Source organism: Microvirga medicaginis (assembly GCF_052658925.1).
In genome coordinates this window covers 370,468-397,305 of the sequence record NZ_JBQWEL010000002.1, presented here as the reverse complement: position 1 = coordinate 397,305, position 26,838 = coordinate 370,468, and the positions used below count along the sequence as shown (strand labels likewise).

Annotated in this window: 27 protein-coding genes and 1 tRNA gene; 17 read left to right on the top strand and 11 right to left on the bottom strand. The window is 64.0% G+C overall.

Annotated elements, in window-relative coordinates; genetic code table 11:
• The first annotated feature begins 17 nt into the window (after positions 1 to 17).
• From ACUXUR_RS04950 to leuB, 5 genes are all read left to right on the top strand, one after another.
• Positions 18 to 1,208, top strand: a complete 1,191-nt coding sequence (locus ACUXUR_RS04950) for a lytic murein transglycosylase (protein ID WP_445501220.1) — start codon at positions 18 to 20, stop codon at positions 1,206 to 1,208.
• 7 nt (positions 1,209 to 1,215) lie between these two features.
• Positions 1,216 to 1,839: a LysE family translocator gene (locus ACUXUR_RS04945; protein WP_445501219.1), complete on the top strand. Its 624-nt coding sequence runs from the start codon at positions 1,216 to 1,218 to the stop codon at positions 1,837 to 1,839.
• 68 nt (positions 1,840 to 1,907) lie between these two features.
• Entirely contained in the window at positions 1,908 to 2,648 is a 741-nt protein-coding gene (locus ACUXUR_RS04940; RefSeq protein WP_445501218.1) for a metallophosphoesterase family protein, read from the top strand.
• 2 nt (positions 2,649 to 2,650) lie between these two features.
• Positions 2,651 to 4,135, top strand: coding sequence for a serine/threonine protein kinase (locus tag ACUXUR_RS04935; RefSeq protein WP_445501217.1), 1,485 nt, complete (start codon positions 2,651 to 2,653; stop codon positions 4,133 to 4,135).
• 128 nt (positions 4,136 to 4,263) lie between these two features.
• Positions 4,264 to 5,370: a 3-isopropylmalate dehydrogenase gene (gene leuB / locus ACUXUR_RS04930; RefSeq protein ID WP_445501216.1), complete on the top strand. Its 1,107-nt coding sequence runs from the start codon at positions 4,264 to 4,266 to the stop codon at positions 5,368 to 5,370.
• 60 nt (positions 5,371 to 5,430) lie between these two features.
• Here leuB and ACUXUR_RS04925 read toward each other — a convergent pair whose 3' ends face one another.
• Positions 5,431 to 5,769 carry a hypothetical protein gene (locus ACUXUR_RS04925; RefSeq protein WP_445501215.1) on the bottom strand — a complete coding sequence of 113 codons (339 nt, stop codon included), beginning with the start codon at positions 5,767 to 5,769 and terminating at the stop codon, positions 5,431 to 5,433.
• A 153-nt stretch (positions 5,770 to 5,922) separates the two neighbouring features.
• Between ACUXUR_RS04925 and ACUXUR_RS04920 the strand changes: the two genes are divergently transcribed.
• On the top strand, positions 5,923 to 7,032 hold the full coding sequence (locus tag ACUXUR_RS04920; protein ID WP_445501214.1) for a sulfite oxidase: 1,110 nt from the start codon (positions 5,923 to 5,925) through the stop codon (positions 7,030 to 7,032).
• Here the strand turns inward: ACUXUR_RS04920 and ACUXUR_RS04915 are convergent.
• Positions 7,010 to 7,804, bottom strand: coding sequence for a hypothetical protein (locus ACUXUR_RS04915; RefSeq protein ID WP_445501213.1), 795 nt, complete (start codon positions 7,802 to 7,804; stop codon positions 7,010 to 7,012). The two genes, ACUXUR_RS04920 and ACUXUR_RS04915, sit on opposite strands and share 23 nt — an antisense overlap.
• Before the next feature lie 388 nt (positions 7,805 to 8,192).
• Between ACUXUR_RS04915 and ACUXUR_RS04910 the strand changes: the two genes are divergently transcribed.
• The 3 genes from ACUXUR_RS04910 to ACUXUR_RS04900 all read left to right on the top strand — a co-directional run bounded on the left by ACUXUR_RS04910 (position 8,193) and on the right by ACUXUR_RS04900 (position 10,964).
• The gene (locus ACUXUR_RS04910; protein WP_445501212.1) at positions 8,193 to 9,224 is read left to right on the top strand and encodes an aspartate-semialdehyde dehydrogenase; all 1,032 of its coding nucleotides are present in this window, start codon (positions 8,193 to 8,195) and stop codon (positions 9,222 to 9,224) included.
• A 112-nt stretch (positions 9,225 to 9,336) separates the two neighbouring features.
• The gene (locus tag ACUXUR_RS04905) at positions 9,337 to 10,248 is read left to right on the top strand and encodes a DUF2167 domain-containing protein (RefSeq protein ID WP_445501211.1); all 912 of its coding nucleotides are present in this window, start codon (positions 9,337 to 9,339) and stop codon (positions 10,246 to 10,248) included.
• On the top strand, positions 10,245 to 10,964 hold the full coding sequence (locus ACUXUR_RS04900) for a site-2 protease family protein (RefSeq protein ID WP_445501210.1): 720 nt from the start codon (positions 10,245 to 10,247) through the stop codon (positions 10,962 to 10,964). The genes ACUXUR_RS04905 and ACUXUR_RS04900 overlap by 4 nt, the downstream gene beginning before the upstream one ends.
• A gap of 21 nt (positions 10,965 to 10,985) precedes the next feature.
• Here the strand turns inward: ACUXUR_RS04900 and ACUXUR_RS04895 are convergent, their stop codons facing one another.
• The 4 genes from ACUXUR_RS04895 to ACUXUR_RS04880 form a co-directional block, all read right to left on the bottom strand.
• On the bottom strand, positions 10,986 to 11,726 hold the full coding sequence (locus tag ACUXUR_RS04895) for a hypothetical protein (RefSeq protein ID WP_445501209.1): 741 nt from the start codon (positions 11,724 to 11,726) through the stop codon (positions 10,986 to 10,988).
• A gap of 241 nt (positions 11,727 to 11,967) precedes the next feature.
• Complete coding sequence (locus ACUXUR_RS04890) at positions 11,968 to 12,648, bottom strand: carbonic anhydrase (protein ID WP_445501208.1); 681 nt, start codon at positions 12,646 to 12,648, stop codon at positions 11,968 to 11,970.
• Positions 12,649 to 12,662: 14 nt separating this feature from the next.
• On the bottom strand, positions 12,663 to 13,604 hold the full coding sequence (locus tag ACUXUR_RS04885; protein ID WP_445501207.1) for a threonine/serine dehydratase: 942 nt from the start codon (positions 13,602 to 13,604) through the stop codon (positions 12,663 to 12,665).
• Positions 13,601 to 14,344, bottom strand: a complete 744-nt coding sequence (locus ACUXUR_RS04880; protein WP_445501206.1) for a DUF429 domain-containing protein — start codon at positions 14,342 to 14,344, stop codon at positions 13,601 to 13,603. The genes ACUXUR_RS04885 and ACUXUR_RS04880 overlap by 4 nt, the downstream gene beginning before the upstream one ends.
• 68 nt (positions 14,345 to 14,412) lie before the next feature.
• Here ACUXUR_RS04880 and ACUXUR_RS04875 point away from each other — a divergent pair, with 68 nt between their 5' ends.
• Positions 14,413 to 15,294 carry an HpcH/HpaI aldolase/citrate lyase family protein gene (locus ACUXUR_RS04875; protein ID WP_445501276.1) on the top strand — a complete coding sequence of 294 codons (882 nt, stop codon included), beginning with the start codon at positions 14,413 to 14,415 and terminating at the stop codon, positions 15,292 to 15,294.
• A gap of 131 nt (positions 15,295 to 15,425) precedes the next feature.
• On the opposite strand, the gene ACUXUR_RS04870 is transcribed toward ACUXUR_RS04875, so the two are convergent.
• The 4 genes from ACUXUR_RS04870 to ACUXUR_RS04855 are packed head-to-tail and all read right to left on the bottom strand — an operon-like array spanning position 15,426 to position 17,851.
• On the bottom strand, positions 15,426 to 15,656 hold the full coding sequence (locus tag ACUXUR_RS04870; RefSeq protein ID WP_445501205.1) for a Trm112 family protein: 231 nt from the start codon (positions 15,654 to 15,656) through the stop codon (positions 15,426 to 15,428).
• A gap of 8 nt (positions 15,657 to 15,664) precedes the next feature.
• Positions 15,665 to 16,336: an LON peptidase substrate-binding domain-containing protein gene (locus ACUXUR_RS04865; protein ID WP_445501204.1), complete on the bottom strand. Its 672-nt coding sequence runs from the start codon at positions 16,334 to 16,336 to the stop codon at positions 15,665 to 15,667.
• A gap of 29 nt (positions 16,337 to 16,365) precedes the next feature.
• Complete coding sequence (gene trxA / locus ACUXUR_RS04860; protein WP_445501203.1) at positions 16,366 to 17,271, bottom strand: thioredoxin; 906 nt, start codon at positions 17,269 to 17,271, stop codon at positions 16,366 to 16,368.
• Positions 17,272 to 17,323: 52 nt separating this feature from the next.
• Complete coding sequence (locus ACUXUR_RS04855) at positions 17,324 to 17,851, bottom strand: prolyl-tRNA synthetase associated domain-containing protein (RefSeq protein ID WP_445501202.1); 528 nt, start codon at positions 17,849 to 17,851, stop codon at positions 17,324 to 17,326.
• A 153-nt stretch (positions 17,852 to 18,004) separates the two neighbouring features.
• Here ACUXUR_RS04855 and ACUXUR_RS04850 point away from each other — a divergent pair.
• The 4 genes from ACUXUR_RS04850 to ACUXUR_RS04835 all read left to right on the top strand — a co-directional run bounded on the left by ACUXUR_RS04850 (position 18,005) and on the right by ACUXUR_RS04835 (position 23,749).
• Positions 18,005 to 18,079 (top strand) — tRNA-Gly (locus tag ACUXUR_RS04850).
• Positions 18,080 to 18,202: 123 nt separating this feature from the next.
• The gene (locus ACUXUR_RS04845; RefSeq protein WP_445501275.1) at positions 18,203 to 19,351 is read left to right on the top strand and encodes an AAA family ATPase; all 1,149 of its coding nucleotides are present in this window, start codon (positions 18,203 to 18,205) and stop codon (positions 19,349 to 19,351) included.
• Positions 19,352 to 19,486: 135 nt separating this feature from the next.
• Positions 19,487 to 21,883, top strand: coding sequence for a transketolase-like TK C-terminal-containing protein (locus tag ACUXUR_RS04840; protein ID WP_445501201.1), 2,397 nt, complete (start codon positions 19,487 to 19,489; stop codon positions 21,881 to 21,883).
• A gap of 84 nt (positions 21,884 to 21,967) precedes the next feature.
• Entirely contained in the window at positions 21,968 to 23,749 is a 1,782-nt protein-coding gene (locus tag ACUXUR_RS04835) for an ABC transporter ATP-binding protein (RefSeq protein WP_445501200.1), read from the top strand.
• Between the two features lie 62 nt (positions 23,750 to 23,811).
• Here ACUXUR_RS04835 and ACUXUR_RS04830 read toward each other — a convergent pair whose 3' ends face one another.
• The gene (locus ACUXUR_RS04830; protein WP_445501199.1) at positions 23,812 to 24,534 is read right to left on the bottom strand and encodes a fused DSP-PTPase phosphatase/NAD kinase-like protein; all 723 of its coding nucleotides are present in this window, start codon (positions 24,532 to 24,534) and stop codon (positions 23,812 to 23,814) included.
• Positions 24,535 to 24,844: 310 nt separating this feature from the next.
• On the opposite strand from ACUXUR_RS04830, the gene ACUXUR_RS04825 reads away from it, so the two are divergent.
• From ACUXUR_RS04825 to ACUXUR_RS04815, 3 genes are all read left to right on the top strand, one after another.
• On the top strand, positions 24,845 to 25,126 hold the full coding sequence (locus ACUXUR_RS04825; protein WP_047190190.1) for an acyl carrier protein: 282 nt from the start codon (positions 24,845 to 24,847) through the stop codon (positions 25,124 to 25,126).
• A 130-nt stretch (positions 25,127 to 25,256) separates the two neighbouring features.
• Positions 25,257 to 25,724: a 3-hydroxyacyl-ACP dehydratase FabZ family protein gene (locus ACUXUR_RS04820; RefSeq protein ID WP_445501198.1), complete on the top strand. Its 468-nt coding sequence runs from the start codon at positions 25,257 to 25,259 to the stop codon at positions 25,722 to 25,724.
• Positions 25,717 to 26,835, top strand: coding sequence for a beta-ketoacyl-ACP synthase (locus tag ACUXUR_RS04815; RefSeq protein WP_445501197.1), 1,119 nt, complete (start codon positions 25,717 to 25,719; stop codon positions 26,833 to 26,835). The genes ACUXUR_RS04820 and ACUXUR_RS04815 overlap by 8 nt, the downstream gene beginning before the upstream one ends.
• The last annotated feature ends 3 nt before the right edge of the window (positions 26,836 to 26,838 follow it).

The following is a 26,838-nucleotide window of genomic DNA, read 5'->3' as shown; positions in this document are numbered from 1 at the left end:
CCTGCAAGGTCGCTGGCATGAAACGCATCCTCGTTCCCGTACTCTTCGGCGTCCTCTCGCTGACAGTCGCTCCTTCGGCCTTCGCTCAGGCGGATTTCCGCTCGTGCCTGTCCTCCTTGCGCGGCCAAGCCGCCAGCAAGGGCATCTCGGGCCAGGCCTTCGATATCGCCACCCGCGGGGTGGAGCCGGATCTGACGATTCTCGACCTCATGAAGAACCAGCCGGAGTTCAAGACCCCGATCTGGGACTATCTCGCGGCGCTGGTGGATGACGAACGCGTGCAGGACGGCAAGGCCGCCATGCGTCAATGGGGGCAGGCCCTCGCATCCGCCGAGGCACGCTTCGGCGTCGACCGCTATGCGATTGCTGGCGTGTGGGGCGTGGAATCCAATTTCGGCAAGGATATCGGCGGGCGGCCCCTGGTGCAGTCGCTCGCAACGCTTGTCTGCCATGCGCCACGCCGCAACGAGTATTTCAAGGGCGAGCTGATGGCGACGCTCAAGATCGTGCAGGATGGGGACATCAATCCGGCAGCCCTGCGCGGCTCCTGGGCGGGTGCCTTCGGTCATACGCAGTTCATGCCCTCGACCTTCCAGCGTCTTGCCGTCGACGGCGATGGCGATGGGCGTCGCGACATCATGGCCTCCGTGCCCGATGCGGTGCACTCGACGGCGAACTTCCTCAAGAAGGCGGGCTGGGTGAACGGGCTGCCCTGGGGCTACGAGGTGCGCCTGCCGCAGAACTTCAATGCGAGCTTGGCCGGCCGCAAGAACAAGCGTTCCGTGTCGTCCTGGGCCGCCATGGGCGTGACCCGAATGGACGGCAAGCCCGTGCAAGGCAATTATAAGGCTGGCATCATCATTCCGGCCGGCGTGAATGGCCCGGCCTTCCTCGTCACCAAGAACTTCGACGCGGTCTATTCCTACAATGCCGCCGAGTCCTACGGTCTTGCCATCGCGCTGCTCGGCGACCGCTTGAAAGGTCTGCCCGGTATCCGGACCGCTTGGCCGACCGACGATCCCCCGCTTTCCCGCGCCCAGCGGCGCGAACTGCAGCAGCTTCTCACCGCACGCGGCTACGATGTCGGTGAGCCGGACGGCAAGATCGGCGCCAAGACCCGCGAAGCCATCAAGGACGTCGAGCGCCGCATCGGTCTCGAACCGCGCGGCCGGCCCGGCGGCAAGGTGCTCGAAGCGCTGCGGGGATGAACGGCTTATGTCCTGGAGCGTCCTGCTTCTCTTCGTGCCCGCGTGCTTTGCGCTCAACATGGCGTTCGGGCCCAACAACCTGCTCTCCCTGACATATGGATTGCAGGATGGGGTGCGCACCGCCGTGATGGCCTCGGCGGGCCGCCTTGTGGCTTTCGCCGTCATGATCGCGCTGACGGCACTTGGCGTCGGAGCCGTGCTGGCAGCCTCCGAAGCGGCGTTCACGATCCTGAAATGGGCGGGTGCGGCCTATCTGATTTGGCTCGGCATCAGGATCTTGAGAGGCGGCGCCGCGATCGAGACGCCTCTGACATCCGGCAGCCGGCGGCCTCTCAAGGCGCTGGCGCTGCAGGAGTTCTGGACCGCGATCGGCAATCCCAAAGCGATCCTGATCTTCACGGCCTTCCTGCCGCAATTCATCGAGCCCGGCGCTTACTGGCTCAGCTTCGCTGTCGTGGGTGCCGTGTTCCTGGCGCTTGAAGTGGTCGCCGTCTTTTTCTATGCGGTGCTCGGCCACCGTCTGAACCGCCTGTCGCGCAACAGAAACGTGTTCGGGTGGCTCAATCGCCTTTCCGGCACCACCATGATCGGCTTCGGGATCGCTCTTTTGCTCACGAGGCGGCCAGCTTAGACATTCAGCTCTCGCAGCCGCCCATTGGATAGGTTGCGGCAGGCCGACGTTGGGAGTTTAGTGCGCGCATGCTCATTGCGCTCCTGACTGACATTCACGGCAATCGCGAGGCCTTTTCGGCCTGCCTGGCGCATGCGCGCTCGCTCTCCGTCGACAGATTCATTCTTCTCGGCGACTATGTCGGCTATGGCGCCGATCCGGCCTGGGTCGTCGATACCGTCAGGATGCTTGTGGATCAGGGGGCTATCGCCCTCCTCGGCAATCACGACGCCGCGATCGATGGGGCCGACGAGGACATGAACATCCTCGCCCGCGAATCAATCCGCTGGACCCGCGGTCAACTCGGCATGGAGCAGCGTGCCTTCCTGGCCGATCTCCCTCTGATCCATGAGGAGGGAAACGTTCTCTACGTCCATGCCAATGGCTATGCGCCGCGGAGCTGGCACTACATCACCGACACGCTGGAAGCGGCACGGCATTTCAGCCGGGTCGAGGCTCACATCACTTTCTGTGGGCATGTGCATGTGCCGATGCTCTACCACATGAGCACCACGGCGAAGGTGGGCTCCTTCTCGCCCGTTTCGGACAACGAGATTCCCCTGCTTGCCACGCGCTCATGGCTTGCCGTCATCGGCGCCGTGGGCCAGCCGCGCGATGGAATGCCGGCGGCGAACTATGCGGTGTTCGACACGGCGCGTCAGAGCCTGCGCTACTTCCGGGTGCCATACGACGCTGCGGAAGCAGCGCGGAAGGTGCGGGAGGCAGGCCTTCCCGAACGGCTCGCCCAGCGCCTTGAGGAGGGTCGCTGAGCATGCGGCTTCGCCTCGAACCCGGCATGGCGATCGACGGGTTCACGCTTCGTGAGCATTTGAGCACCGGGGGCATGGCCCAAATCTGGTCGGTGGAGCGCGAAGGCGATCCGACGCCCCTTGAAAAAGGGAGCCTTGAAAAAGGAAGCATCGGATTGAGCCCAAAAGTGGATTCCACTTTTGGGTCCGATGCTCTCGTAATGAAATTCCCCATGCTCATCGACAGCGACGATCCGATCCCGATCGTCTGCTTCGAGACCGAGCAGATGATCATGCCGCGCCTGAGCGGCCGGCACGTGCCCCGCTTCGTCGCGGCAGGCCCGCTCGACCCGCAGGCCTATATCGTCATGGAGCGCATCCAGGGACAGTCGCTGAAGGCGCGCCTTGCCGATGTGCCGCTGCCCTGGCGCGAGGTGGCGGCAATCGGCGCGAAGGTCGCCCGCGCGCTGCACGACCTCCACCTTCAGCACGTGATCCATCTCGACGTGAAGCCGAGCAACGTCATGTTCCGCGAAACCGGCGAGGCCGTGCTCATCGATTACGGCTTCGCGCGGCACGAGCAGCTGCCCGACCTTCTGGCGGAGGAGTTCCGCGAGCCCTTCGGCACCACGCCCTACATGGCGCCCGAGCAGGTGCTGGAGGATCGCGCCGATCCGCGCAGCGATCTCTTCGCGCTCGGCGTGATGCTCTATTTCTTCGTCACCGGCGAGCGCCCCTTCGGCACGCCGAAAGGCGGCCAGATCCGTCGTCGCCTGTGGCGCGATCCGGTGCCGCCGCGCGCGAAGAATCCCGATTGTCCGCCCTGGCTCCAGGAGATCATCCTGCGCTGCCTGGAGGTCGATCCGAACGATCGCTATGCCACGGCAGCGCAGCTCGCGCTCGATCTCGAAAACCCGGATCAGGTGACACTCACCGAGCGGGCCGAACGGCTCGAGCGCGACAGCGGCGTGAAGACGTTTCGCCGCTGGCTCAAAGCCCGCAAGGCGAAGACCTTGGAGACGCCCAACATCGTGGGCCAGCTCTCCCGCGCGCCGATCATTCTCGTCGCCATCGATCTCTCTCCCGGCAACGCGGATCTGGTCGAGGCGCAGCGCAATTTGATCGGGCGCATCATCTCCATGGAACAGGAGGCACGGGTCGCCTGTGTGAACGTTCTCAAGCTCTCGCGTCTCGCCGTCGATGTCCTGGAGGACGAGGAGGGGCGCAGCCTCCATGTCCAGCGCCTCGTCCAGCTCAAGCATTGGGGCGCAACCCTCGATATCCCGAAGGAGCGGATCACCTACAGCGTGCTGGAGGCCATCGACCCGGCCGCCGCGCTCATCGATTACGCACGCCACAACAATGTGGATCACATCGTCCTCGGCGCCCGCGCCTCCTCGGCGCTGCGGCGCTATCTCGGCAGCGTCTCGTCGCAGGTGGTGGCGGAGGCTCCCTGTTCGGTCACCGTGGTGCGCGCCCCCCGGGATCGGCGGCTGGAGGAGGGGTGAAGCCCTTCTCTCGCGGCTCCTCTCCTGCGGCCCTTCGCCTAACGGCGAAGGCGGGAAGCGCTTGCCAAGCGGGCCATTCGGCTTTTTAAGAACCAGCACCCATTTTCGCACAACAAGGGACCCACCCCATGGCAACGCACAAGCTTCTCCTTCTCCCCGGCGACGGGATCGGCCCCGAGGTCATGCGCGAGGTCGAGAAGATCGTGGGCTGGTTCCGCAAGCGCGGCATCGGCTTCGAGACCGAGACGGACCTCGTCGGCGGCTCGGCCTACGATGCCCATGGCAAGGCCATTTCCGAAGCTGCCATGGGCCGCGCTCAGGAAGCCGACGCGGTGCTCTTCGGCGCGGTCGGCGGCCCCAAGTGGGAGAACGTGCCCTATGCGGTGCGTCCTGAGGCAGGCCTGCTGCGCCTGCGCAAGGATCTGGGCCTCTTCGCGAACCTTCGCCCCGCCATCTGCTATCCTGCCCTGGCCGATGCCTCCTCGCTCAAGCGCGAGGTGGTGGAAGGCCTCGACATCATGATCGTGCGCGAGCTCACCGGCGGGGTCTATTTCGGCGAGCCGAAGGAGATCGTAACGCTCGAGGACGGCTCCCAGCGCGCCGTCGACACGCAGGTCTACACCACGCACGAGGTGGAGCGGATCGCTCGCGTCGCCTTCGATCTGGCCAAGAAGCGCCGCAACAAGGTTTCCTCGGCTGAAAAGTTCAACGTCATGAAGACCGGCGTGTTCTGGCGCCAGACCGTGACGCGCATCCACAAGGCGGAGTTCCCTGAGGTGGAGCTCGAGCATGTGCTGGCCGACAACTGCGCCATGCAGCTCGTGCGCTGGCCCAAGCAGTTCGACGTGATCGTCACCGACAACCTCTTCGGCGACATCCTCTCCGATATCGCCGCCATGCTCACCGGCTCGCTCGGCATGCTGCCTTCCGCCTCGCTCGGCGCGGAAGACCCGAAGACCGGCCAGCGCAAGGCGCTCTACGAGCCGGTGCACGGCTCGGCTCCCGACATCGCGGGCAAGGACCTTGCCAACCCGATCGCCATGATCGGCTCCTTCGGCATGGCTTTGCGCTATTCCTTCGGCCTCGTCGAGGAGGCGGATCGTCTGGAGAAGGCCATCGCCAACGTGCTCGCTTCCGGCACGCGCACCAAGGACATCGCGGCTCCCGGCACGAACGCGGTCGGCACGCAGGATGTGGGCGATGCCATCGTGAAGGAGCTGGAGGCTTTGTCCTAAGAGCTTCGGCGAAAAGCGTCAGGAATGAAAAAGCCCCGGTCATGCCGGGGCTTTTGTTTGTCAGCGGATCGAACCCGTCGTCTCGATATCCGTGCTGAAGCCGAGTGGCGGGAACGGATTGCGGGCGCCGACGAAGGGGCCACCGATGGGATCCGGCAGCACGCCCTCGCCGAAGCGGTCGCGATGATTGTTCCACGGCGGGTTCGTCATGTACGACAGCTGCCCCTGCGTGGCGTAGCGGTTGAGCGAGCCCACCGGAGCCGAGCGCCCAGGATCGAGGAAGCTGCGGGGCTGAACGCGGAAGACGAGGGGACGGTCCTGAGCTTGCGCTTCGGCTGCCAGAGAGAAAGCACCGAGAGCTGCAACCATGCTCAAACCGATAAGAGTGAAGCGGCGCATTTCGCAAATCTCCAGGGTCGGCGCCGGCAGGTTTCGCCGCGCCGTCGTGAACAGATTCAAAGGCTGTCAGAACAAGGCGACCTGCCTAAATTGGTTCCTTGGAATTGCGAGGTTCACCAAAGGGTGAGAGGGCGAATTGCCATGCAGGATCGGATGAACGCACTTGCCCAGTTCGGGAAGGATCGCCTCACGATTTTAGGGGAAACGCCGCTTGTCGCCGAGACGCCGGAGGAGCTTCTCGACGATGATACGACCCCGATTGCGCGCTTCTTCATCCGCAACAATGGTCTCTTGCCTGAAAGGGTGGAAGACCCGGAGGCGTGGCGCTTCGTCATCGATGGGGAAGTGGAGCATCCGCTCGATCTGAGCGTGGCCGAGCTGAAGAGCCGTTTTCCGGTCAAGACATTTCGCATGGTGCTCGAATGCGGCGGCAACGGGCGCTCCTTCTTCGAGCCCAAAGCCGAAGGCAATCCCTGGACCAACGGCGGTGCCGGTTGCGCGGAATGGACGGGAGTTTCCCTGCGCGATGTCCTGCAAGCGGCAGGTCTGAAGAACACGGCGCTCTTCACCGGCCACTTCGGAGCCGACCCCGACAAGACCGGCAGTCTGGAGCGGCAGGCCATGTCACGAGGCGTGCCGATCGCGAAAGCCTTGGAAGAGCACACCCTGCTCGTCTGGGCCATGAACGGCGAACCCCTGCCGTTCATCCATGGCGGGCCCTTGCGTCTCATCGTGCCGGGCTGGCCAGGGTCGCTCAGCCAGAAATGGCTGAAACGAATCTGGATCCGTGACCGGGAGCATGACGGTCCGGGCATGACGGGCTTGTCCTACCGCGTTCCGGTCCACCCGCTTCCTCCGGGCTCCGACGGCAAGCATGGGCAGACCCGGATTCTGGAATCGATGCCGGTGCGCAGCATCATCACGGCACCGGTCCATGGTTCACATTATGAGGCAGGCACCCGAATCATCGCGGTGCGGGGGGCCGCCTGGGCCGGAGATGAAGCAGTGACGCGCGTGGATTGCTCGGTCGATGGCGGCGCCACCTGGGTGCCCGCGCAGATGACGCCGCCGCGTAATCGCTATGATTGGGTGCGCTGGGCCGCGGCCATCGAACTCCCCGGAGACGGTCATTACGAGATCTTCGCCCGCGCGACCGACTCACGGGGCCGTGCCCAGCCGTTCCAGGCTATCAATTGGAACCCGAACGGCTACGGCTGCAACGTCATGCACCGGGTGGCGATCAGGGTCGGGGAGGTGTCCTGACGCCGATCGAGGCGGTACGGGCTCCGGGGCCGCAAGCCTCTGACCGGCTCTTCTCGGCGCGCACGAACAGGGCTTTCAGGGAAGGGCTGCCCGCACCGGCCAGCGTGATTCCGTCGATGAAGCAGGCAAGCTGCGCTTCGTCCAGAGCGGCAGCATCGGAACCGCACAGCCAGCCCTGGATGCCGAAGCCGGAATCGCGATCGGCGAAGCGGAAGGCCTGGCATTCCTGTTCGCTTTTGCCGACGAGCGTCATGGCGGCGGCCTCCACGGGTCCGAACTTGGTGGCGACCAACCGACTCTGCTCATCGCGCGAGACCGCAAGCCCGACTTCCGCCGCGCGGCGCACGATATCGACGAAGAAGCTGCGCGCCGGTTCCGGCGAGGCTTGGGTCAGGGTGAGCCTGGCATGGCGGGCATCGCCGAAACGGCCCAGCGTCAGGGTGTCTTCTCGTGCGCCGCTCGTGTGCTGGCGCGCCTCCACGGTCAGGGAAGCGAAGGCTCTCTCGATCATGTAGAGGGCCGGTGTCGGGACGATCGGAGCCCAGGCAGGAGCAGGCGCGATGAGGACGGAGGAAGGCACGCTCTTGCGGGCCGCCACCTGCATCTTGGTGCCCTCGTGCTGCGCGAAATAAACCAGTCCCCCGATCATGAGGGAGGACATGAGGATCATGCGAAACCAGGGCAGGCGTTTCTTCCGCGCGCGACGGGTCGGACGTTCGTCGAAGAACGTCTCGTCCTCATCCCATGCAGAATAACCGGATCGTGCCATCACGCTTCACACACCCATCTTTGGGCCGTCATGAGCATGTTCTAGCGTAGCATTGCCTGAGCCTCGAAAGGTTTTGCTAAGCAAGGTAAACGAAAGCTTATTTCTCAGCTTGTCCGTTAATCGTCGGATTCTTGCAGAGAACGCTTGACGGGAGCGAACCTTTGGTGTGTTGGTGAATTTATCCAGGTCCGCACCGGACCTGCGAATGGACGAAGGCAATGGCGCTGCTCACCCTCACGACGAGCAAAACGAAAACCGCCAAAACGGCCGTGAAAACGACGGCCGCATAAGCCTCGTCGTCCCCGGTCCTCTCTCCCGTCGGGGCGAGAGGCGACACCCGACAAGGGTTTTAAGAATTTTCCCGGGGAGAGGCGACAACAGGAGAAATCCAATGGGTTACAAGATCGCCGTCGTGGGTGCGACCGGCAATGTGGGCCGCGAGATGCTGAGCATTCTGGCGGAGCGGGCTTTCCCGGCTGACGAGGTGGTGGCCCTGGCCTCCCGCCGCAGCCAGGGAACGGAAGTGTCCTACGGCGACAAGACCCTGAAGACGAAAGCGCTCGACTCTTACGATTTCTCCGATGTCGATCTCTGCCTCATGTCGGCCGGCGGCGAGGTGTCGAAGGAGTGGTCGCCGAAGATCGCGGCTCAGGGAGCCGTGGTGATCGATAACTCCTCCGCCTGGCGCTACGACCCCGAGGTACCGCTGGTGGTGCCGGAGGTGAATGCCGAGGCGCTGCGCGACATGAAGAAGGGTATCATCGCCAACCCCAACTGCTCCACCGCGCAGCTCGTCGTCGCGTTGAAGCCGCTCCATGACCGCGCCACCATCAAGCGCGTGGTCGTCGCCACCTATCAGTCAGTCTCCGGCGCCGGCAAGGACGGCATGGACGAGCTCGACCGCCAGACCAAGGCGCTCTATTCCCTGCAGGACGTGCAGGAGAAGAAGTTTCCGAAGCGCATCGCCTTCAACCTGATCCCGCACATCGACGTGTTCATGGAGGACGGGTACACGAAGGAAGAGTGGAAGATGACGGCCGAGACCAAGAAGATTCTCGACCCGAAGATCAAGCTCACCGCCACCTGCGTGCGCGTGCCGGTCTTCATCAGCCACTCGGAAGCGGTGAACGTGGAATTCGAGAAGCCGATCACGGCGGACGAGGCCCGCGAGATCCTGCGCTCGTCGCCCGGCATCATGGTGGTCGATAAGCGCGAGCCCGGCGGCTACATCACGCCCCACGAGGCGGCGGGCGAGGACGCCACCTACATCTCCCGCATCCGCGAGGACATCACGATCGAGAACGGCCTGTCCTTCTGGTGCGTCTCCGACAACCTGCGGAAAGGCGCAGCCCTCAATGCCGTGCAGATCGCCGAGGCCATGGCCAACCGCGGCCTGCTCAAGGCGAAGAAGCAGGCCGCTTGAGTTCGTTCAGGCTCGATCCGGTTCGAAAGGCGGCCTTGGGCCGCCTTTTTCATATTGCCAAGCGGGAGCAAAAACGGCACAGCAAATGCAACGATATTGCATTGAGGTTCCTATGGCTGGCCGCTTCTTACGCTTCGTCATCTTCGCTCTGCCGTTCTGCCTTGCGGGACCGCTCGCCACCCCAACTCATGCCGAACAGAATCCGGCCATCGCCGAGCAGCAGCAGGAGGCCGTGGACAAGGCCCTGAAGGTCGCGAAGGAAGGACCGGCCCTCGTGCCGCTCGCGGACCAGATCCATGTCAGCCTTCCGGCAGGGTTCGTCTTCATTCCGCAGCCCGAGGCGGGCGAGTTTCTGCGCTCCTTCGGCAACCCGCCGAGTGCCGACCAGATCGGCATGATCGTTCCTGCAGATGGCGGGCAATGGATCGCCATAATGCGCTTCGTGAAGTCGGGTTATATCAAGGACGACGATGCCAAGAACTGGAATGTCGACGAACTCCTCGACGAGCTGCGCAAGGGAACGGAAGAGGACAACCAGGACCGCGCGGCTCGCGGCTTTCCCGAACTCGAGATGAAGGGCTGGGTGGAAAAGCCCGTCTACAAAGCCGAGACGCACCGCCTGATCTGGTCGGCGCTTGTCGTCAACAAGGGCGGCAAGGAGGAAGAGGCCAGCGTCAACTACAACACCTATGTGCTGGGCCGCGAAGGCTATGTAAGCCTCAACTTCATCACCCCGTCCGGACAGATCGAGGCCGAGAAGACAATTGCGCAGCAGCTTCTGGCGTCGATCAGTTATGTGAGCGGAAAGGGTTACGGCGACTTCGATTCATCCACCGACCATGTGGCCGAATACGGCCTTGCGGCCCTGATCGCGGGCGCGGCCGCCAAGAAGCTCGGGCTCCTTGCCGTGATCGCCGCTTTCGCAGCCAAGTTCGCCAAGGTGATCGTCGTCGGCCTGATGGCTCTGGGCGGGACATTCATGAAGCTGTTCAGGCGCAAGGCTCCTGACGACCTCTCGCCATGAAGCTGCTGCTTCTCCTTCTCACCGGTCTCAAGTTCGGCAAGCTCTTCACCACCGGCGGCACCATGCTGCTGTCGGTGGTGACTTATGCCTGGGTGTTCGGCTGGTGGTATGCGGTGGGTTTCGTGGGTCTCCTCTTCGTTCACGAGATGGGCCATTACGTCGCCGCACGGCAGAGGGGCCTTGCCGTCGGCGCGCCGACCTTCATCCCGTTCCTCGGGGCCTGGATCACCATGAAGGACATGCCGGCCGACGTGGAGACGGAGGCGCATGTGGCCATCGCCGGCCCGTTTCTCGGTGCGCTCGCAGCCTTTGCGGTCTATTTCTGGGCGCTCCAGACGGACAGCAGGCTCCTGCTGGCGATTTCCTATTCGGGCTTCTTCCTGAACCTGTTCAATCTTCTGCCCGTCTCGCCCCTCGACGGCGGGCGCATCACGGCCATCATTTCCCCGCGCATCTGGCTCCTCGGCGCACCGCTCATGGTGGCGCTGCTGTTCTATCGCCCGAGCCCGGCATTGTTCATCGTGGCCCTCCTCGCCGCGCCGCAGGTGTGGAGGGCGTGGACCTACGATCCGTACGCAGAGGAGAACCGCGCCTATTACGCCGTGCCCGACAAGGTGCGGGTGGAATTCGGTTTGATCTATCTCGGGCTCACAGCGGTTCTGGCGATCATGACCTATCAGGTTCACGAAATGCTGAGTTTAGGGCGCCCGTTCTGATCTCAGGCAAAATCTCCGCCATCATCGCTGCGCCGGAGCGGAGCGTGATGATGGCCCTGCATCGGGAGCCGTCATGATGGCGCCGAATGTTCCACCCGCAATGGCACCGATAGGGCCCCCCAGAAGCGCACCCGCGATGAAGCCGAAAAAGATGGCGAAGGTCTGCTTCTGCGAGACGCAAGGAGCTCCCGCTCGGCAATTCGGAAGCGTGCCGGTAACAGTTGGCTCATTTGGGGCCGTCATCTGCTTCTTCACGCGGGCACGTCTCTGCTCTGCCTGCTTCTTCAGTTTCGTCTTCTTTTCGGCCCGCGGCCGAGAGATCGACGGCTCCGACGTTTCAGCCTGACGATCGGGTTCCGGCCTGATCGCGCTGGACATGGCCGATGGCGCTTGAGGAGGCGCCTGTGGTGATGTCGCCGCCGCGAGCTCTTCCGCCGACGGCAAGACGACCTCCGCAGGAGGCGGAGGGGGCGGAAGCTCCGGCAGTTGTATCTCGAGATTGGGAGCGGCTGCGGTGACCTCAGAATCTGGTTTCTGTGGTGTCACGGAGGCCGTGTTTTCTGCCGGTTGCGGTTCGGCAGGCACGCCTTCTTGCGTTTCGGATTCCGGCGCGCCGGGCTCGGCACCGGCAACGAGCACATCGGCAGAAGCGGATGGCGGCAGCGATGCGAGAAGGTTTTGAACCTCAGGTCGTGTGAAAAAAGGTTCTGTCCTGAGATCGGGCAAGAAGCGCTCGTCGAAATTCGCACGAGGCTCATTCATTGCCGGCTGATCAGCCGGCAATGAAAAAGGCTGCGCGTCCAGTGGCAGCGTTGCGGCATTCAATCCGCAGAGAAGACTGGCGACAGCAATGGCACAGGTGCCAGAATGAGCCTTGCCACGACCCAACACGGATCGACTCCCAACACGACCTCCGTGTTGTGGGTGAACCCTGCGAACGCCGAATCGTTCCGGGCACCTATGTGCGGTGCAGGCCCGTCACGCAGTGCCGAAATCGTTGCGGTTAAAGCGGTCCCGCATCGCGGGCGGCGAACATGGAGACGCGCTGTGGCACATCCTCCACTGCGGGCTTGAACTCTCCGGTTTCAGGATCGCGCACCAGCAGCACGCCAGTCGCCACGCCGAAGTAAGCGCCGTGAAGCTCGAGTTTCCCGCGCTCCACCAGGATGCGCACGCAGGGGAACGTCATGAGGTTCTTCAGGCTGTTCTCGATGGCAGCGAGTTCGAGACGCGGCAGGTATTCTTCCAGGTTGCCGTCATGCGGGCCGAGGCGTTCGCCCGCAGGTTTGATCAGGCTCATCCAGCGGCCGATGAAATCGCCCGGCGAGAGAGGCGCGCTGTCGTCGGCGAAAGCACGCACGCCGCCGCAGCGGGCATGTCCCAGAACCACGATGTGCTTCACGCGAAGCGCCTGCACCGCGAATTCGAGGGCCGCCGAGGTACCATGATAATCGCCGCCGGTTTCGAACGGCGGCACGAGGTTCGCCACGTTGCGGACCACGAACAATTCGCCCGGGCTCGCGTCGAAGATGACTTCCGGCGACACGCGGCTGTCGCAGCAGCCGATCACCATCACTTCCGGCGACTGCCCCTTTTCGGCCAGAGCCTCGAAGCGGCCTCGTTCACGGGGAAGACGTTCGTCGACAAAGGCACGGTAACCGTCGGTCAGGCGCTGCGGAAACATGGATCTTTCCTCGCTTAGATGTGTGTGAGTTGGGCGAGCTTAATGAGTTCGACATTGGCTCCGCAGAGGAGCACGCCGACCCGCTCGTTCAAGCGTGGCATATAAGCCTCGGAGACCAGTGCCGCCAGTGCTGCTGCGCCACCGGGTTCCGTCGCGATCCGGTAATCGCGCCAGAGAAGCGCCTGCGCCGCGCGGATCGCTTCATCCTTGACGAGGGCCACATGATCGACGGTCCTGCTGCAGATGGAATAGACGAGATCGCCCGTATTGCGGGCGCCAAGCGAATCGGCGGCGGCCGAATCCACGTCCACATCGACGGGCCCTCCAGCCTGGAGCGCCGCATGGAGCGCCCGCGATCCTTCCGGTTCCACGCCCACCACTTTCACGCGGCCGGCCCACCAGCTCGCGATGCCGCTGATGAGTCCGCCGCCGCCGACGGCCACGAGAACGGTGTCGAGGGCGGGGCCGTCCTGCTCCCATTCGAGGCCCACCGTGCCTTGACCGATCATGGTGCTCTCGGCGGCGAAGGGATGGATGCGCAACGCACCGGTCTCGGCCACGTAAGCATCGCAGGCCTCCTGCGCATCTGCATAGCGCGCGCCGCCGATCACGACCTCCGCGCCGTGGGAGCGGATGACGGCCACCTTTGCAGGGCTTGAGATGTCGGGAACGAAGATGCGGGCCTTCACGCCGAGCTGTTGTGCCGCATAGGCCACCGCTGCACCGTGGTTTCCGCCCGAAGCCGCCGCAACACCGGTCGCCGGAACGGGATTCGACAGAAGCGTGTTGAAGGCGCCGCGCGACTTGAAGGAGCCTGCATGCTGCAGGAATTCCAGCTTGAGGCTCACCAGGCCCTTATGGCCGAAGGCTCCGCCTAAGGTCATCACCGGCGTGCGGCGGATATGAGGGGCGATGCGGGCGTAAGCGGCTTCGATGTCGGCGCGGGTGATTGTCATGAGAGCCTGCGGAGCGTCCAGATGGCGACCGGAAGGCCGTAGGCGTCACGGCCGGGCGGGTCGGGAAAAGCTTGTCCTCCACCTGTCGCGAGATCGAGCGCCACCGTCAACCCCGCCAATGCATCAAGCAGGTCGTCGGCCGCCGCGCCTTTCGGAGCCGGGGAGGCGATGAGAGCATCCGACAGGAGCCCCGATTGCTTGAGAAGCGCCCGGCGCAGGCGCATGCCGGGCTCGAAGGGAACGCTCTTCACCTTCTTCGGCTGGTCGAGAGCCAGGCCCCCGTTCAGGGCCCAGAAGGCGAGCTCCGGATGGACCTCGAACACCTTGTCCACCAGATCGGGCCGCGCCCGCAGCAGCGCATCGATCTCGCGAATCTTCGGGAAAATCCCAAAGCCCTGCCGTGAAACCTTTCGCGGCGGATCGGAGGTGGCGAGTGCGATCCTGCAGGCTTCGCCGTACTCCGCGGCATAAACGGCCTGGCGCGAGGGAATGGCGAAGACCGAGGATTGCCGCTGCCCGAGGAGCGGGCGGACGAGCTGCTCCGGGATCCGCCCGGAGCCTTCCGTTTGCTCAGGCAGGCCGATCGGCATATCGACGGCGATCACGGCGGGCTGCTCCGGCGCATCGGCGATGGCTGCGAGCGTCGGCGCCACGACGATCTTGGCGGAGGCGGGATGACCCACCTGCATGAGCGCCGCGATCCACCCCATCCGGCAGCCATCCACGCCCGCAACCCACATCGCTCCGCTTCTCCTTTGCGCGATCTCTCGAGGCTGATTAAAACCGAATGCGTCTATGAGGAACCATGATGATCGCGATCCGCCCCCGCCGTAGCGCTCTCTACATGCCGGGCTCCAATGCCCGCGCCGTCGAGAAGGCCAAGACGCTTCCCGTTGACGCAGTGATCTTCGATTGGGAGGACGCCGTCGCGCCTGACCTGAAGGCAGACGCGCGCGAGGCGGTCTGCGCGGCGGTGAAAACAGGCGAATACGGCACGCGGGAACTCGTGATCCGCATCAATGGGCTCAATACGCCGTGGGGTGAGGCGGATCTGGCGGCGGCCGCATTGGCAGTGCCGGATGCGATCCTCATTCCCAAAGTCTCGTCACCCCAGGACCTGCTGGAGGTGGGCAGGCGCTTGAGCGCACTCGGCGCGCCGGAGAAGACGCGCATCTGGGCGATGATCGAAACGCCGCTCGCGGTCCTGCAGGTGAAGGACATTGCTGCCGTCGCACAGGATGAAACCGCGCGTCTTTCCTGCTTCGTCATGGGCACGAACGACCTCGCGAAGGATACCCGCGCACGTCTCAACCCTGGACGTGCGGCCATGATGCCCTGGCTCATGACGGCGCTGGCCGCTGCGCGTGCTTACGGCATCGACATTCTCGACGGCGTCTACAACGATCTGTCGGACGAGACAGGCCTTCGCACGGAATGCGTCGAGGGCCGCGATTGCGGTTTTGACGGCAAGACGCTGATTCACCCGAATCAGATCGCGGCTGCGAACGAAGTCTTTGCGCCCTCCCATGAGGATGTCGCAAAGGCGCGCGACATCGTGGCCCTGTTCGAATTGCCGGAGAATGCGGGCAAGGGCGCCGTCAGCCACAACGGCCGCATGGTGGAGCGGCTTCATGCGGAGATGGCCAAGCGTACGCTGGCGCTGGCCGAGGCGACTGTACGGAGGGGGTGATGACATCCTCTTCGTCATCACCGGCCTTGTGCCGGTGATCTCGATTCCGCGAAACCAGCGCTCATCAGAAGCGAGATGGCCGGGACAGGCCCGGCCATGACGGATATCTCAGGATGGCCGATGCTTCGACCTCAATCCGTCAGCTGCCGCGCCTCTTCCGGCAGCATGATCGGGATGCCGTCGCGGATCGGGTAGGCGAGCTTCGCGCGGCGGCTGATGAGCTCCTGGCGCTCGGCATCGTATTCCAGCGTTTCCTTGGTGAGCGGACAGACGAGAAGCTCGAGGAGCTTCGGGTCGATGCGCGTCGCCTCGACAGGCTGGGGAGCATCGGCTTGAGGGGGAACACTCGTCTCTGCAGACATGATCGATCCTATTGCAGCGTTGAATCGGAGCTGACGCCGCCGCGCGCCAATTCGATCTCGGTCAGCGCGATGAGAACTTCCGCGCGGGTTTTCAGATCCGGTGCTTCGAGGAGGGCTTGTTTCTCGCGGATGCCGAAGGGGCTCATCATGCACAGCGCATTCACGAGCGCCTCGTTGGGGGCTTCCTCGATGCCGCGCCAATCCACCTTCACATGCGCCGCGTCGACGAAATCGCGCAGAGCTTTCACCACGCCGGCACGGTCGACTTCCGTCTCTCCGGCCCGCGCGGTGAAGTCGTTCACGAAAGGCTCGAAGCTCACGCGGCAGCGGCGGAACGGGTCGACGGGCGGCAGCTCCTCCTCCACACGATAGCGCGAGATGCCGACCAGCGTGATGAGATAGCGGCCGTCACCTGTCTCCGCGAGTTGCGTGATGCGGCCGGCGCAGCCGACGGAATAGAGCTTCGGGATCATGGAATTGGGATCGCTGTCGGCATCCGGCTGGATCATGCCGATCAGGCGGTCGGTTTTGACCGCCTGATCCACCATGGCGATGTAGCGCTGCTCGAAGATGTTGAGCGGCATCTGCCCGCGCGGCAGAAGCAGTGCGCCGGGCAGGGGAAAGACCGGGATGACCGATGGGCAATCGTCCGGCCCCCGGTATACCGCGTTCATTCCCATGCTGATCTCTCCGTTGGCGTTCAGAGGCGTCAGGCGAACAGAAGCGAAGAGAGCCGCCGCCGCCCCGCAATGGTCATCTCGTCCATCGGGCCCCAGGCCTCGAAGAACTGAACGAGCTGCTTGCGTGCGCCATCGTCGTTCCAATTGCGGTCGCGGCGGACGATTTCAAGGAGGTGATCGACCGCTTCCTCGCGCTTTCCGCGGGCATTCAGCGCAACTGCGAGGTCGAACCGCGCCTGATGATCGAGCGGATCGGCCTCGACCTTGCGTTGAAGCTCGGCCATATCGCCGAGCGAGCCTGCCTGCTCGGCGAGCTCCACGGCTGCGCGCGCGCCTGCCAGGGCAGGATCGTTCGCCTTGGCAGCCGGCGCCATGGCGAGGAAGCGCTTCGCGCCCTCCAGATCGCCCACCTCCACATGGAGCTTCACGAGAGCGGCGAGCGCCGTGGTGTTCTCGGGATCCTGCGAGAGAACGGCGGCGTAGAGTTCCGCTGCGCCTCCCATGTCGCCGGCCGCCACGAGCTGGTCGGCCTCGGCCAGAGTTTCTTCCACCGCACCCGGACCCAGGGGACCGACGAGGCGTTCGATGAAGCCTTTCAGCTGGCTTTCCGGCAGGGCGCCCATGAAGCCGTCCACCGGCTGACCGCGCTGGAAGGCGAAGACGGCGGGAATCGACTGCACGCCGAGCTGGCCTGCGATCTGCGGATGCTCGTCGATATTCATCTTCACGAGCTTCACCTTGCCGCCGGCAGCCCGCACCACCTTTTCCAGAACCGGAGTGAGCTGCTTGCAGGGGCCGCACCAGGGCGCCCAGAAATCGACCAGCACCGGCTGGTTCATCGATTCGGCCAGCACGTCCTGGCGGAAATTGGCGGTGGTGGTGTCCTTCACGAGATCGTCGGACGGCATTCCGGGGGAGGGGTTATCGGTCAACATGCGATCCTCGAAGGGCTTATCGTGAGAAGAAGCTTTTGGCGTAGATGGGAGCTTAACCGTTCTCTGGCAATTCCGAAGGCGGCTCCGGCAGGTGAAGAATCATCGGGTCGTGGCCCGTTGCGCGAAGAAACTTCACCAGATCGTCCCGCGAGACGCCGGTGGTCATGGAATTGACCAGCGGATGAAAATTCACCCGCTCATGCTCCATGAGGTTGGCATCGAGCACCATCGTCACCTTGCCTTCCGTATCGTTCACCACCGCGAAGGCGGTGACGGAGCCGGGCTCGACGCCGAGCATGGCGCGCAGCTGCTCGGCGGAGCCGAAGGAGAGACGGCCCGAGGCCCCGATGGCCTCATGGGTGCGCTTCAGGTCGATGGCGGTGTCGTGCTTGGCGGAGATCAGGAAGAAGCGTCCCTTCTTGTCCTTCACGAACAGGTTCTTGGAATGGGCTCCCGGGACCTGCTCCTTGACGGACTTCGATTCGGCCACCGTGAAGACGGGCTCATGCTCGACCGTTTCGGATGGAATACCGAGCGCATCCAGGCGGTCCAGGAGTTCTTTGGGGGAGAGGTGAACCAAGGCTTTCGTAACTCCAACGTGCCCCGGGCTTCTACCGGCCCGAACAGGCAGGCTCAAGCGCCGCGTCAAAAAGTTTGGCGAAAACCCCTTGCAATGTGAATCGTTTTGGGGCAAATCAGCGGCCTCGCAACGATGCCTTGCGCATCGCGGAGCGCGGGTGTAGCTCAGGGGTAGAGCACAACCTTGCCAAGGTTGGGGTCGAGGGTTCGAATCCCTTCGCCCGCTCCAATTTCTCTCAAATTTTGAGAGTTTCACGAAGGCCCGCCGTCAGGCGGGCTTTTCGTTTTTGCGAGCCGCATCCGGACCGGATAAGGTCACATGCCAATTGTGCCCAGCCAAACTGTCCAGCCCATGCTCGCGATCAAAGAAGTCTTTGCAGCCGGATATCGCTCCCTCAGGCATATCCGCTTTCCGGTCGAGCCTCTCTCCGTGTTCTTGGGCGCGAATGGGACGGGCAAGACGAATCTCTACCGCTCGCTCCAGCTCCTTCAATCGGCAGCCGCCGGCACGCTCACCCGCGATCTTGCTGCTGAAGGCGGTTTCGATTCCGTCTATTGGGCAGGCCAGCGCAGTGCCAAGGATCCGGTGCGGGTTCGGCTCGGGGTTCGCCTGTCGGGAGAGGGGACCAGCGATTACAATCTGGATTACAATGTCGAGACAGGGTTGATCGAATTGCTAGGTGCAGGCTTCCAGCTTGAGCCTCAGATCAAGGCAGAAACTCTCGTCTACGAAGCGCGCAAACGTTCAAAGACACTCCTGGAGCGGCGGGGTCTGCGAGGGCATTGCCTCGACGAGGAGGGGCTTAAGCGTCCATTGGGAAGCGAAATCTTGCCTTCCGAGACAGCCCTTGGATCCCTGCAAGACGCATCGGCCTTTTCCGATCTGCACCTCGCCCGCCGCACGATGCTGGAATGGCGATTCTTTCACGGTTTCCGCACCGATGCCGGATCCTCTCTGCGCCAGCCCTGTCTAGCGGTAACCTCACCGACGCTTTCCTCCGACGGCTCTAATCTTGCGGCGGTCTTCGCGACCTTGGCCCATATTCGTGAGGACACCGTCGATCTCGATAGGGCCTTCGACGATGCGTTTCCCGGCGCGCGCCTCGTCATTCCAGTACCTGATCGATATGCCACCTTCGGCGTGATCTTTCCCGATTATCCGAAACGGGTGTTCCAGCCCTCCGAACTGTCGGACGGAACGCTTCACTTCCTGGCGCTCGCCGGGGCGCTTCTCTCATATCGGCTTCCGCCCTTCATTGCGTTGAACGAGCCTGAGACGAGCCTTCATCCCGATCTGCTCGAGGCGCTCGCGCGCATGATCGTGGCGGCCTCGAAACGCACGCAAGTGTGGCTCGTGACCCATTCCGAGCCTCTCGCTGGGGCCATCGCGCGTCATGGCGGCGTCTCCCTGCGACGGGTCATCAAGCGGAAGGGCGAAACCTGGATCGACGGCCTGCGGCTGAGCGGCGACTTTGCGGAAGAGGAAGAAGAGGATGCGTGAAGCCCATGCGCCTTCCGGATCGGTAGCACCGGGGGCCGCCCTCTGATAACGCTTAGACACCAACGAAGCCTGGTGCCATCTTGTTCATGCCCAAATGGGGCAAGTGAAACATCCAGGCAAACCCGGGAGGATTTCATGGCCGACGCACGGCACCTGAGCATTCTGAAGGAACTCGAGCGCAAGGTGCTCTGGCTTTCGACCTGGACGATTCACAACGCCAATCACCTGCGTCCCAACGAGGACGGGTTGAAGATCGGCGGGCACCAGGCGTCCTCGGCCTCGCTCTCCACGATCCTGACGGCGCTCTATTTCTCGGGCTTAAGGCCGGAGGACCGGGTGGCGGTCAAACCCCATGCGAGTCCGATCTTCCACGCGATCCAGTATCTCTTCGGCAATCAGACCCGCGAGAAGCTCGAAAACTTCCGCGGCTACAAAGGCGCGCAATCCTACCCCTCCCGCACCAAGGACGTGGACGATGTCGATTTCTCCACGGGCTCGGTGGGTCTCGGCGTCGCGCAGACGCTTTTTGCGAGCCTCGTGCAGGATTACGTGAAGGCTCATGGCTGGGGACAAGATCATCCGGAAGGCCGCATGATCTCGCTCGTCGGCGATGCGGAGATGGACGAGGGCAACATCTTCGAGGCGCTGCTGGAGGGCTGGAAGCACGGCGTGCGCAACACATGGTGGATCGTCGACTACAACCGTCAGAGCCTCGATGCCGTGATCCGCGAAGGCCTGTGGGAGCGTTTCGAAGCGCTGTTCCGCAATTTCGGCTGGGAGGTGGTGATCCTGAAATACGGATCGCTGATGAAGGAGGCTTTCGCCGAGCCCGGCGGCGACAAGCTGAAGGCCTGGATCGATTGCTGCCCGAACCAGCTCTATTCCGCGCTCACCTTCCAGGGCGGAGCCGCTTGGCGCAGGCGTCTGCTCGACGATCTCGGCGATCAGGGCCCCGTCACGCGCCTCATCGAGAAGCGCACCGACGAGGAACTCGCCCGCCTCATGTCCAATCTCGGCGGGCATGATCTGCCGAGCCTGCTGGACGCCTTCGAGAAGGCGCGCCACCACGACAAGCCGGTCTGCTTCATCGCCTACACCATCAAGGGGTTCGGCCTGCCGCTCGCTGGCCACAAGGACAACCATTCCGGCCTCCTGACGCCGAAGCAGATGGAGGCCTGGCGCGAGAGGCAGGGCGTGCGTCCGGGTCACGAATGGGACAAGTGCGAGGGCGTGACGATCCCGCAGGCCGAACTTGAAGAATTCCTCAAGACAGTGCCCTTCGTGCAGAAGGGGCGGCGGCGTTATTCCGCGCCGACGGTGCCGGTGCCGGAAAAGCTCTTGTTCCCAGCGAACCCGTCCATGTCCACGCAGCAGGGTTTCGGCCTCATCCTCAACGAGCTCGCGCGCTCCGACCATGCGCTCGCCGATCGCGTCGTCACCACCGCTCCGGACGTGACGGTCTCGACCAATCTGGGCGCCTGGGTGAACCGGCGCGGGCTCTTTGCCCGCAACAGCATGGTCGATACCTTCAAGAAGGAGCGGATTCCCTCGACCTACAATTGGGAATTCTCGCCGCAGGGCCAGCATCTGGAGCTCGGCATCGCGGAGATGAATCTCTTCATCCTGCTCTCCGCTCTGGGCCTCTCGCATTCGATCTTCGGCGAGCGGCTGCTCCCCATCGGCACGCTCTACGATCCGTTCATCTACCGCGGCGCGGATGCGCTGAACTATGCGTGCTATCAGGATGCCCGCTTCATGCTCGTCGCCACGCCGTCGGGCGTGACGCTGGCGCCGGAAGGCGGCGCGCATCAATCCATCGGGACGCCGCTGGTCGGAATGGCGCAGGACGGCCTCGCGTCGTTCGAGCCCGCCTTCGTCGATGAACTCGCCGTCATCATGCGCTGGGCCTTCGACTACATGCAGCGCAACGGCGAGGGCGAGCCGAACGAGAAGACGTGGCTGCGCGACGAGACCGGCGGCTCGGTTTACCTGCGCCTGTCCACACGCAGTCTCGAACAGCCGCAGCGCGAGATGACGCCGGAGCTTGCCAACGACATCATGGCGGGCGCCTATTGGCTGAGGAAGCCCGGCCCCAATGCGCAGGTCGTCGTCGCCTATACGGGCGCGGTGGCACCGGAGGCCATCGAGGCGGTGGGCCTCATGGCCGAGGACCGGCGCGACATCGGGCTGCTGGCGATTACCTCGGCGGATCGCCTCAATGCGGGCTGGACGGCGGCGCAGCGCGCACGCGAGCGCGGCCTCGTGCATGCCAGGAGCCATGTGGAGCGCCTGCTCGCCGACGTGCCGCCCCATTGCGGGCTGGTCACGGTGATCGACGGTCACCCGGCGACGCTCGCCTGGATGGGCTCCGTCATGGGCCATCGCACCCGCTCGCTCGGCGTGGAGCATTTCGGCCAGACCGGCACGATCAAGGACCTCTACCGCCATTTCGGCATCGACGCGCAGGGCATCATCGCCGCCGCCGAGATGATCGCACCGGGCCGGCCCATGCGCTATCTGAAGGCAGTATGAGGTGGGTGCGGCGGAGCGGGATTTGCCGGTGACGGGCTTTGCGTGGTAACTCGCGGCCTGTCACTGAGATTCTCAAGCACCGCTATGGCCCGCAAAAGCCTTTATACAGGCAATACCATTCCCCTGATCAGGCGCCTCTGGCGCGACTGGATGCGTCCGCACGCAAAGACGCTGCTGGCCGTGCTCGTATTCGTGGTCCTGGTCGCAGGGTCGACCGGGCTTTACCCGGTGCTCATCAAGGCGGCTTTCGATGCCTTCGACACGAAGGATGTGACGGCGATCTATCTCGGTCCGCTCTTCGTGATTGCGGTGACATCCGTGAAAGGCTTTTCGCTGCTGGCGCTGACCGTGCTCACCAACAAGGTGGTGACGCGCATCGAGGCCGACATGCAGACCAAGCTCTACGGTCACATGATCGACGCGGATCTCGCCCAGATCGGGCGCGAGAGCCCGGCCGCGCTCACCCAGCGCTTCACCACGGATTTCACCTTCATCAAGGAGGCGCTCACCCGCCTTTCCACCGTGTTCCTGCGCGAGGTCACGACCGTTCTAGCGCTGGTCGGCGCGATGGTCTGGATCGACCCGATGATGGCGCTGGTGGCGGGCCTGACCGTGCCCTTCTTCGTCTATCCGGTGGAGAAGATCGGCCGCAAGCTGCGCCGCGTCGCCGCATCCACGCAGGAGCAGACGGGCCAGATGGCAGGCCTTATCACCGAGAGCCTGGCAGGTTCGCGTTTCGCCAAGACCTACAGGCTCGAGGGCTATCTCAAAGCCAGGGCTGCCAGCACCTTTGACGAAATCCGCCGTCTTCGCATGAAGGGCGCCAATGCCCGCGGACGGCTCGATCCGCTGCTCGAAGTGGGCGGCGGCGTGGCAGTGGCTGCGGTCCTGGTGCTGATCGGCCAGCGCATCCTGTCGCAGAACAGCACCGTGGGCGATTTCACCGGTTTCGTCAGCGCCCTGCTGATCGCCGCCCAGCCGATTCGGGCGCTCGGCAATCTCCACGCCATCCTGCAGGAGGCGGCCGCGGCTCTCCACCGCACCTTCGCCATCATGGACGAGGCCCCGAAGATCCAGGACAAGCCGGATGCCAGGCCGCTCGTGCTGAAAGGCGGCGAGGTCCGCTTCTCGGATCTGTCCTTCTCCTACAACGGCGACATAACGGCAATCGATCACATCGATCTGGTCGCCGAGGCTGGCCGCACCACGGCACTGGTGGGCCGCTCCGGCTCCGGCAAATCGACGCTGCTGTCCCTCGTGCCGCGGCTTTACGACGTGAATGGCGGCGCGATCCTCATCGACGGGCAGGACATCCGCGACGTGACGCTGGCGAGCCTGCGTCAGGCCATCGCCGTCGTGAGCCAGGACGTGGTGCTCTTCGACGACACCATCCGCGCCAACATCGCCTTCGGCCGCCCGGGTGCGTCCGAGGCGGAGATCGTGGAAGCAGCCAAGGCCGCCGCGGCACACGACTTCATCATGAAGCAGCCCATGGGCTACGACACCATCGTCGGCACCGGCGGCGGGCGCCTCTCGGGCGGTGAGCGCCAGCGCATTTCCCTGGCGCGCGCCTTCCTTAAGAATGCGCCGATCCTGCTGCTGGACGAGGCGACGAGCGCCCTCGATTCGGAATCCGAGCGCCTGGTCCAGGCTGCGATTGCCAAGCTCATGAAGGGTCGCACGACCCTTGTCATTGCCCATCGCCTCTCGACCGTGCGCGATGCGGACATGATCGTCGTGATGGAAGCCGGACGCATCGTGGAAGTGGGGCCGCACGAGGCCCTGATCGCGAAGGGGGGCACCTATGCCCGCCTGCACCGCCTGCAGCTGTCGGACGATATCGAGATAAGCTTGGCGGTTTCCTGAAGTACCGTGCGGAGGCTGTCATCCCTGTCTGCGGGGCGACAAGGATCGCACGGCACTCGCGATTACTCCCGCCTCATGATCAGGTCGACCAGGAGGTTGGACCAGAAGCCGGGGCGGAATTCCCGCTCCAGGGCCTTGGCATCGTAAACGGTTTCGAGCCAGGTCAGGAAGGACATGCCTTCGGCCTCCCCCTCACGGCGATACATCTCGAAGAAGGCATCGAGGATGCCGGTCTTCGAGAAACGGAAATGGCCGTAGCGGACGTGGAGCTGGCTCTGGGCCTCGTCCACGCTCCGGCTCTCATGCAGGATGAGATACAGCGCCGCCATGAAACCGGCCCGGTCCGCGCCGGACTTGCAGTGTATCACGGCCGGATACTCCACGCTGTCGAAGAAGTCCTTGGCGTTGAGGAGGGTTTTGCGGTCCGGCGCGCCGCGGGAGCGGACGACGAACTCGATCAGCTTGATGCCAAGCCGGTCGCAGGTCTCCTTCTGGAGCTGCCAGGAGCCGTGCTCGCGCCCGCCGCGCAGGTTGATGATGGTGCGCACGCCTTCCCTGGCGAGCGCCTCGATCTGGTGCGGCGCGGGCTGGGCCGTGCGCCACACCTGTTCCGAAACCCTGTGCTTGTTCAGATAGATCAGGCGGAACACGCCATGGTCGATGAGCAGCATGTTGATCCAGGCGCGCAGACGGCCGAAACTGCCCTCGATGGGCCTGTTCCATCGGGCGATGCGGGCCATGCGTCGGGCACGGCGGACGGCAGGTCTGCGGAACCTGTTGAGCACGTTGATCCAGTCTCAAGCGTATCGCTTTTAAAGAGAAAACCAAGGCCCCTCGGACCGTGAGGCGGCCCTTATTGACCATGGCAGCCAATTAATCAATCGGCCGTCCTCTTAACCCTTGCCGCAGGTTCCTCCCCGCGCCGTGCCCTGAAGATGCCTGATATGCAACCAATCTGTTGCCGCTGAGGTCCCCGTCGTGTAAGGGGTGCGTTCCAATACAACCCTCCTTGACGAGAAGAGCGGCTGGATCTGGGCCTCATGTGGTCCGGCAGCGGCGGTGTCGTCGAGAGCAGCATTTCAGGAGAGCGGCGTCATGTCGTCCACCTTCGAGACCGTCGCCGGCATCATTTCAGAGACCGCCGACATCCCGCGCGATCAGATCACGCCCGAGAGCCACGCCATCGAGGATCTGGGCATCGACTCGCTCGCCTTCCTCGACATCGCCTTCGCCATCGACAAGGCCTTCGGGATCAAGCTGCCCCTCGAGCAGTGGACCCAGGAAGTGAACGAGGGCAAGGCTCCGGCCGAAGAATACTTCGTTCTCAAGAACCTCGTGGCGCGGATTGACGCGCTCGTGGCCGCCAAGCAGGCTTAAACTCCAAAAATGCTATCCCGGCGGGCAGGCTTCGAAAGGCCTGTCCGGAGAGGCGATCCATTCAAGAGCCCCGCCTCATGGATTCCTTTTCCTGTTCCACCCGCCGGGAGCGATAGGGACCAGGATCGGGATGCGCCTCGAGTATTTTGAAATGATCGACCGGGTGGTGTCGCTCGACCGCGAGAACAAGCGGATCGAGGTGACGTCCACCGTCCCACAAGAAAGCCCCGTCTTCGAGGGCCATTTCCCCGGCCATCCTCTCGTCCCTGGCGTTCTTCTCACTGAGACCATGGCCCAGGCCTCCGGCTATCTCGTGCTGGGCCTCATGGGCTTTACTCACATGCCGTTCCTCATGGCCGTGGACAAGGCACGCTTCCGCACCTTCGTCGGCCCGGGCACGGTGCTCACCGTCCAGGCGCAGCTAGAGCACGAAGGCTCGGGCTACGCGGTGACGAAGGCCAAGATCCTGGCCGAGGGCAAGCCGATCTGCGATGCTGAGCTGCGGTTCAGGATCATGCCCTTCCCCGAAGGCATGGACGGTCAGATGCGCGCGCAAGCCAAGCGCATCGGCCTGTTGGAGGAGCGCTCTCATGCGTGACGTCGTCATCACCGGAATTGGTATCGTCTCCTGTGCCGGGGAGGGCCTGGACGTGCACATCGCTGCGCTCTCGGGCGCACCGAAGACCGATGCCGAGACCTTCGCGCCTTACCCGGTCCATCTCGTCAAGGCGCTCGAATGGGACCGCCAGATTCCGAAGAAATCCGACCAGCGGCAGATGGAGGCCTGGCAGAGGCTCGGCTGCTATGCCGCAGGCCTTGCCCTCGACTCGGCTGGCGCGAAGGAGGATGCGGAGCTCAAAAACCGCATGCAGCTCATCGTAGCAGCCGGCGGCGGCGAGCGCGATTATGCGGTCGACGGGCAGATTCTCACGGGACTTCGCAGGGCCGAGAACCCGGGCGTGTTCCTCAACGAGCGCCTGATGGGCGACCTGCGCCCCACGCTCTTCCTGGCGCAACTCTCCAACCTGCTCGCGGGCAACATTTCCATCGTCCACGGCGTCACGGGCGGATCGCGCACCTTCATGGGCGAGGAATCGAGCGGCGTCGACGCGATCCGCATCGCCAGGGAGCGCATTGCGGCGGGCCAGGACGACATCTTTCTCGTCGGCGGCGCCTACAATGCCGAGCGGCCTGACGTGCTGCTGATCTACGAGATGGGCGGCTTCCTCTGGAAGAAGCCCTATGCGCCGGTCCTGAACCGCCCCGCTGACGGCGGCGGTATGATTCTCGGTTCCGCAGCCTGCTTCCTGGTGCTCGAATCCCGTGAGCACGCTCAGGCCCGCGGCGCAAGGCCGCTGGCGGTCCTCGCGGGCGTCGCCTCCGACCGCTCACGCCGCAAGCCCGGCAGCGTCGAACAGGCGCTTCATGGCCTTTCCAGGCAGCTCAATGGAAAGCCCGACGTGGTGATTTCCGGAGCGACAGGCGTGACGGGCATCACGGAAGAAGAGCAGGCGGCTCTCAAGGATATCGCTCCGGGCGCTCCGGTTCATGCAAGCGGCGACGTGATCGGCCACACCATGGAGGCCCAGGCCCCGGCAGGTGTGGCGCTGGCGGCAGGCCTCATCGCGAACGGTAAGGCGAGCGACGCCCTCGTCACGTCCGTCGGCCATTGGCGCGGCGAAGGCGCCCTGCGCGTCACCAGGGTTTAAGAG

Excerpts from the sequence above, each read along its gene's own strand:
- ACUXUR_RS04875 (WP_445501276.1), top strand. The coding sequence starts at position 14,413 with ATGATCGCGATCCGCCCCCGCCGTAGCGCTCTCTACATGCCGGGCTCC.
- ACUXUR_RS04845 (WP_445501275.1), top strand. The coding sequence starts at position 18,203 with ATGCTCGCGATCAAAGAAGTCTTTGCAGCCGGATATCGCTCCCTCAGG.
- trxA (WP_445501203.1), bottom strand. The coding sequence starts at position 17,271 with ATGTTGACCGATAACCCCTCCCCCGGAATGCCGTCCGACGATCTCGTG.
- ACUXUR_RS04925 (WP_445501215.1), bottom strand. The coding sequence starts at position 5,769 with ATGCGCCGCTTCACTCTTATCGGTTTGAGCATGGTTGCAGCTCTCGGT.
- ACUXUR_RS04825 (WP_047190190.1), top strand. The coding sequence starts at position 24,845 with ATGTCGTCCACCTTCGAGACCGTCGCCGGCATCATTTCAGAGACCGCC.
- ACUXUR_RS04890 (WP_445501208.1), bottom strand. The coding sequence starts at position 12,648 with ATGTTTCCGCAGCGCCTGACCGACGGTTACCGTGCCTTTGTCGACGAA.
- leuB (WP_445501216.1), top strand. The coding sequence starts at position 4,264 with ATGGCAACGCACAAGCTTCTCCTTCTCCCCGGCGACGGGATCGGCCCC.
- ACUXUR_RS04935 (WP_445501217.1), top strand. The coding sequence starts at position 2,651 with ATGCGGCTTCGCCTCGAACCCGGCATGGCGATCGACGGGTTCACGCTT.
- ACUXUR_RS04910 (WP_445501212.1), top strand. The coding sequence starts at position 8,193 with ATGGGTTACAAGATCGCCGTCGTGGGTGCGACCGGCAATGTGGGCCGC.
- ACUXUR_RS04950 (WP_445501220.1), top strand. The coding sequence starts at position 18 with ATGAAACGCATCCTCGTTCCCGTACTCTTCGGCGTCCTCTCGCTGACA.
- ACUXUR_RS04880 (WP_445501206.1), bottom strand. The coding sequence starts at position 14,344 with ATGTGGGTTGCGGGCGTGGATGGCTGCCGGATGGGGTGGATCGCGGCG.
- ACUXUR_RS04895 (WP_445501209.1), bottom strand. The coding sequence starts at position 11,726 with ATGAATGAGCCTCGTGCGAATTTCGACGAGCGCTTCTTGCCCGATCTC.
- ACUXUR_RS04865 (WP_445501204.1), bottom strand. The coding sequence starts at position 16,336 with ATGGGAATGAACGCGGTATACCGGGGGCCGGACGATTGCCCATCGGTC.
- ACUXUR_RS04815 (WP_445501197.1), top strand. The coding sequence starts at position 25,717 with ATGCGTGACGTCGTCATCACCGGAATTGGTATCGTCTCCTGTGCCGGG.
- ACUXUR_RS04905 (WP_445501211.1), top strand. The coding sequence starts at position 9,337 with ATGGCTGGCCGCTTCTTACGCTTCGTCATCTTCGCTCTGCCGTTCTGC.
- ACUXUR_RS04900 (WP_445501210.1), top strand. The coding sequence starts at position 10,245 with ATGAAGCTGCTGCTTCTCCTTCTCACCGGTCTCAAGTTCGGCAAGCTC.
- ACUXUR_RS04940 (WP_445501218.1), top strand. The coding sequence starts at position 1,908 with ATGCTCATTGCGCTCCTGACTGACATTCACGGCAATCGCGAGGCCTTT.
- ACUXUR_RS04920 (WP_445501214.1), top strand. The coding sequence starts at position 5,923 with ATGAACGCACTTGCCCAGTTCGGGAAGGATCGCCTCACGATTTTAGGG.
- ACUXUR_RS04945 (WP_445501219.1), top strand. The coding sequence starts at position 1,216 with ATGTCCTGGAGCGTCCTGCTTCTCTTCGTGCCCGCGTGCTTTGCGCTC.
- ACUXUR_RS04870 (WP_445501205.1), bottom strand. The coding sequence starts at position 15,656 with ATGTCTGCAGAGACGAGTGTTCCCCCTCAAGCCGATGCTCCCCAGCCT.
- ACUXUR_RS04885 (WP_445501207.1), bottom strand. The coding sequence starts at position 13,604 with ATGACAATCACCCGCGCCGACATCGAAGCCGCTTACGCCCGCATCGCC.
- ACUXUR_RS04840 (WP_445501201.1), top strand. The coding sequence starts at position 19,487 with ATGGCCGACGCACGGCACCTGAGCATTCTGAAGGAACTCGAGCGCAAG.
- ACUXUR_RS04835 (WP_445501200.1), top strand. The coding sequence starts at position 21,968 with ATGGCCCGCAAAAGCCTTTATACAGGCAATACCATTCCCCTGATCAGG.
- ACUXUR_RS04820 (WP_445501198.1), top strand. The coding sequence starts at position 25,257 with ATGCGCCTCGAGTATTTTGAAATGATCGACCGGGTGGTGTCGCTCGAC.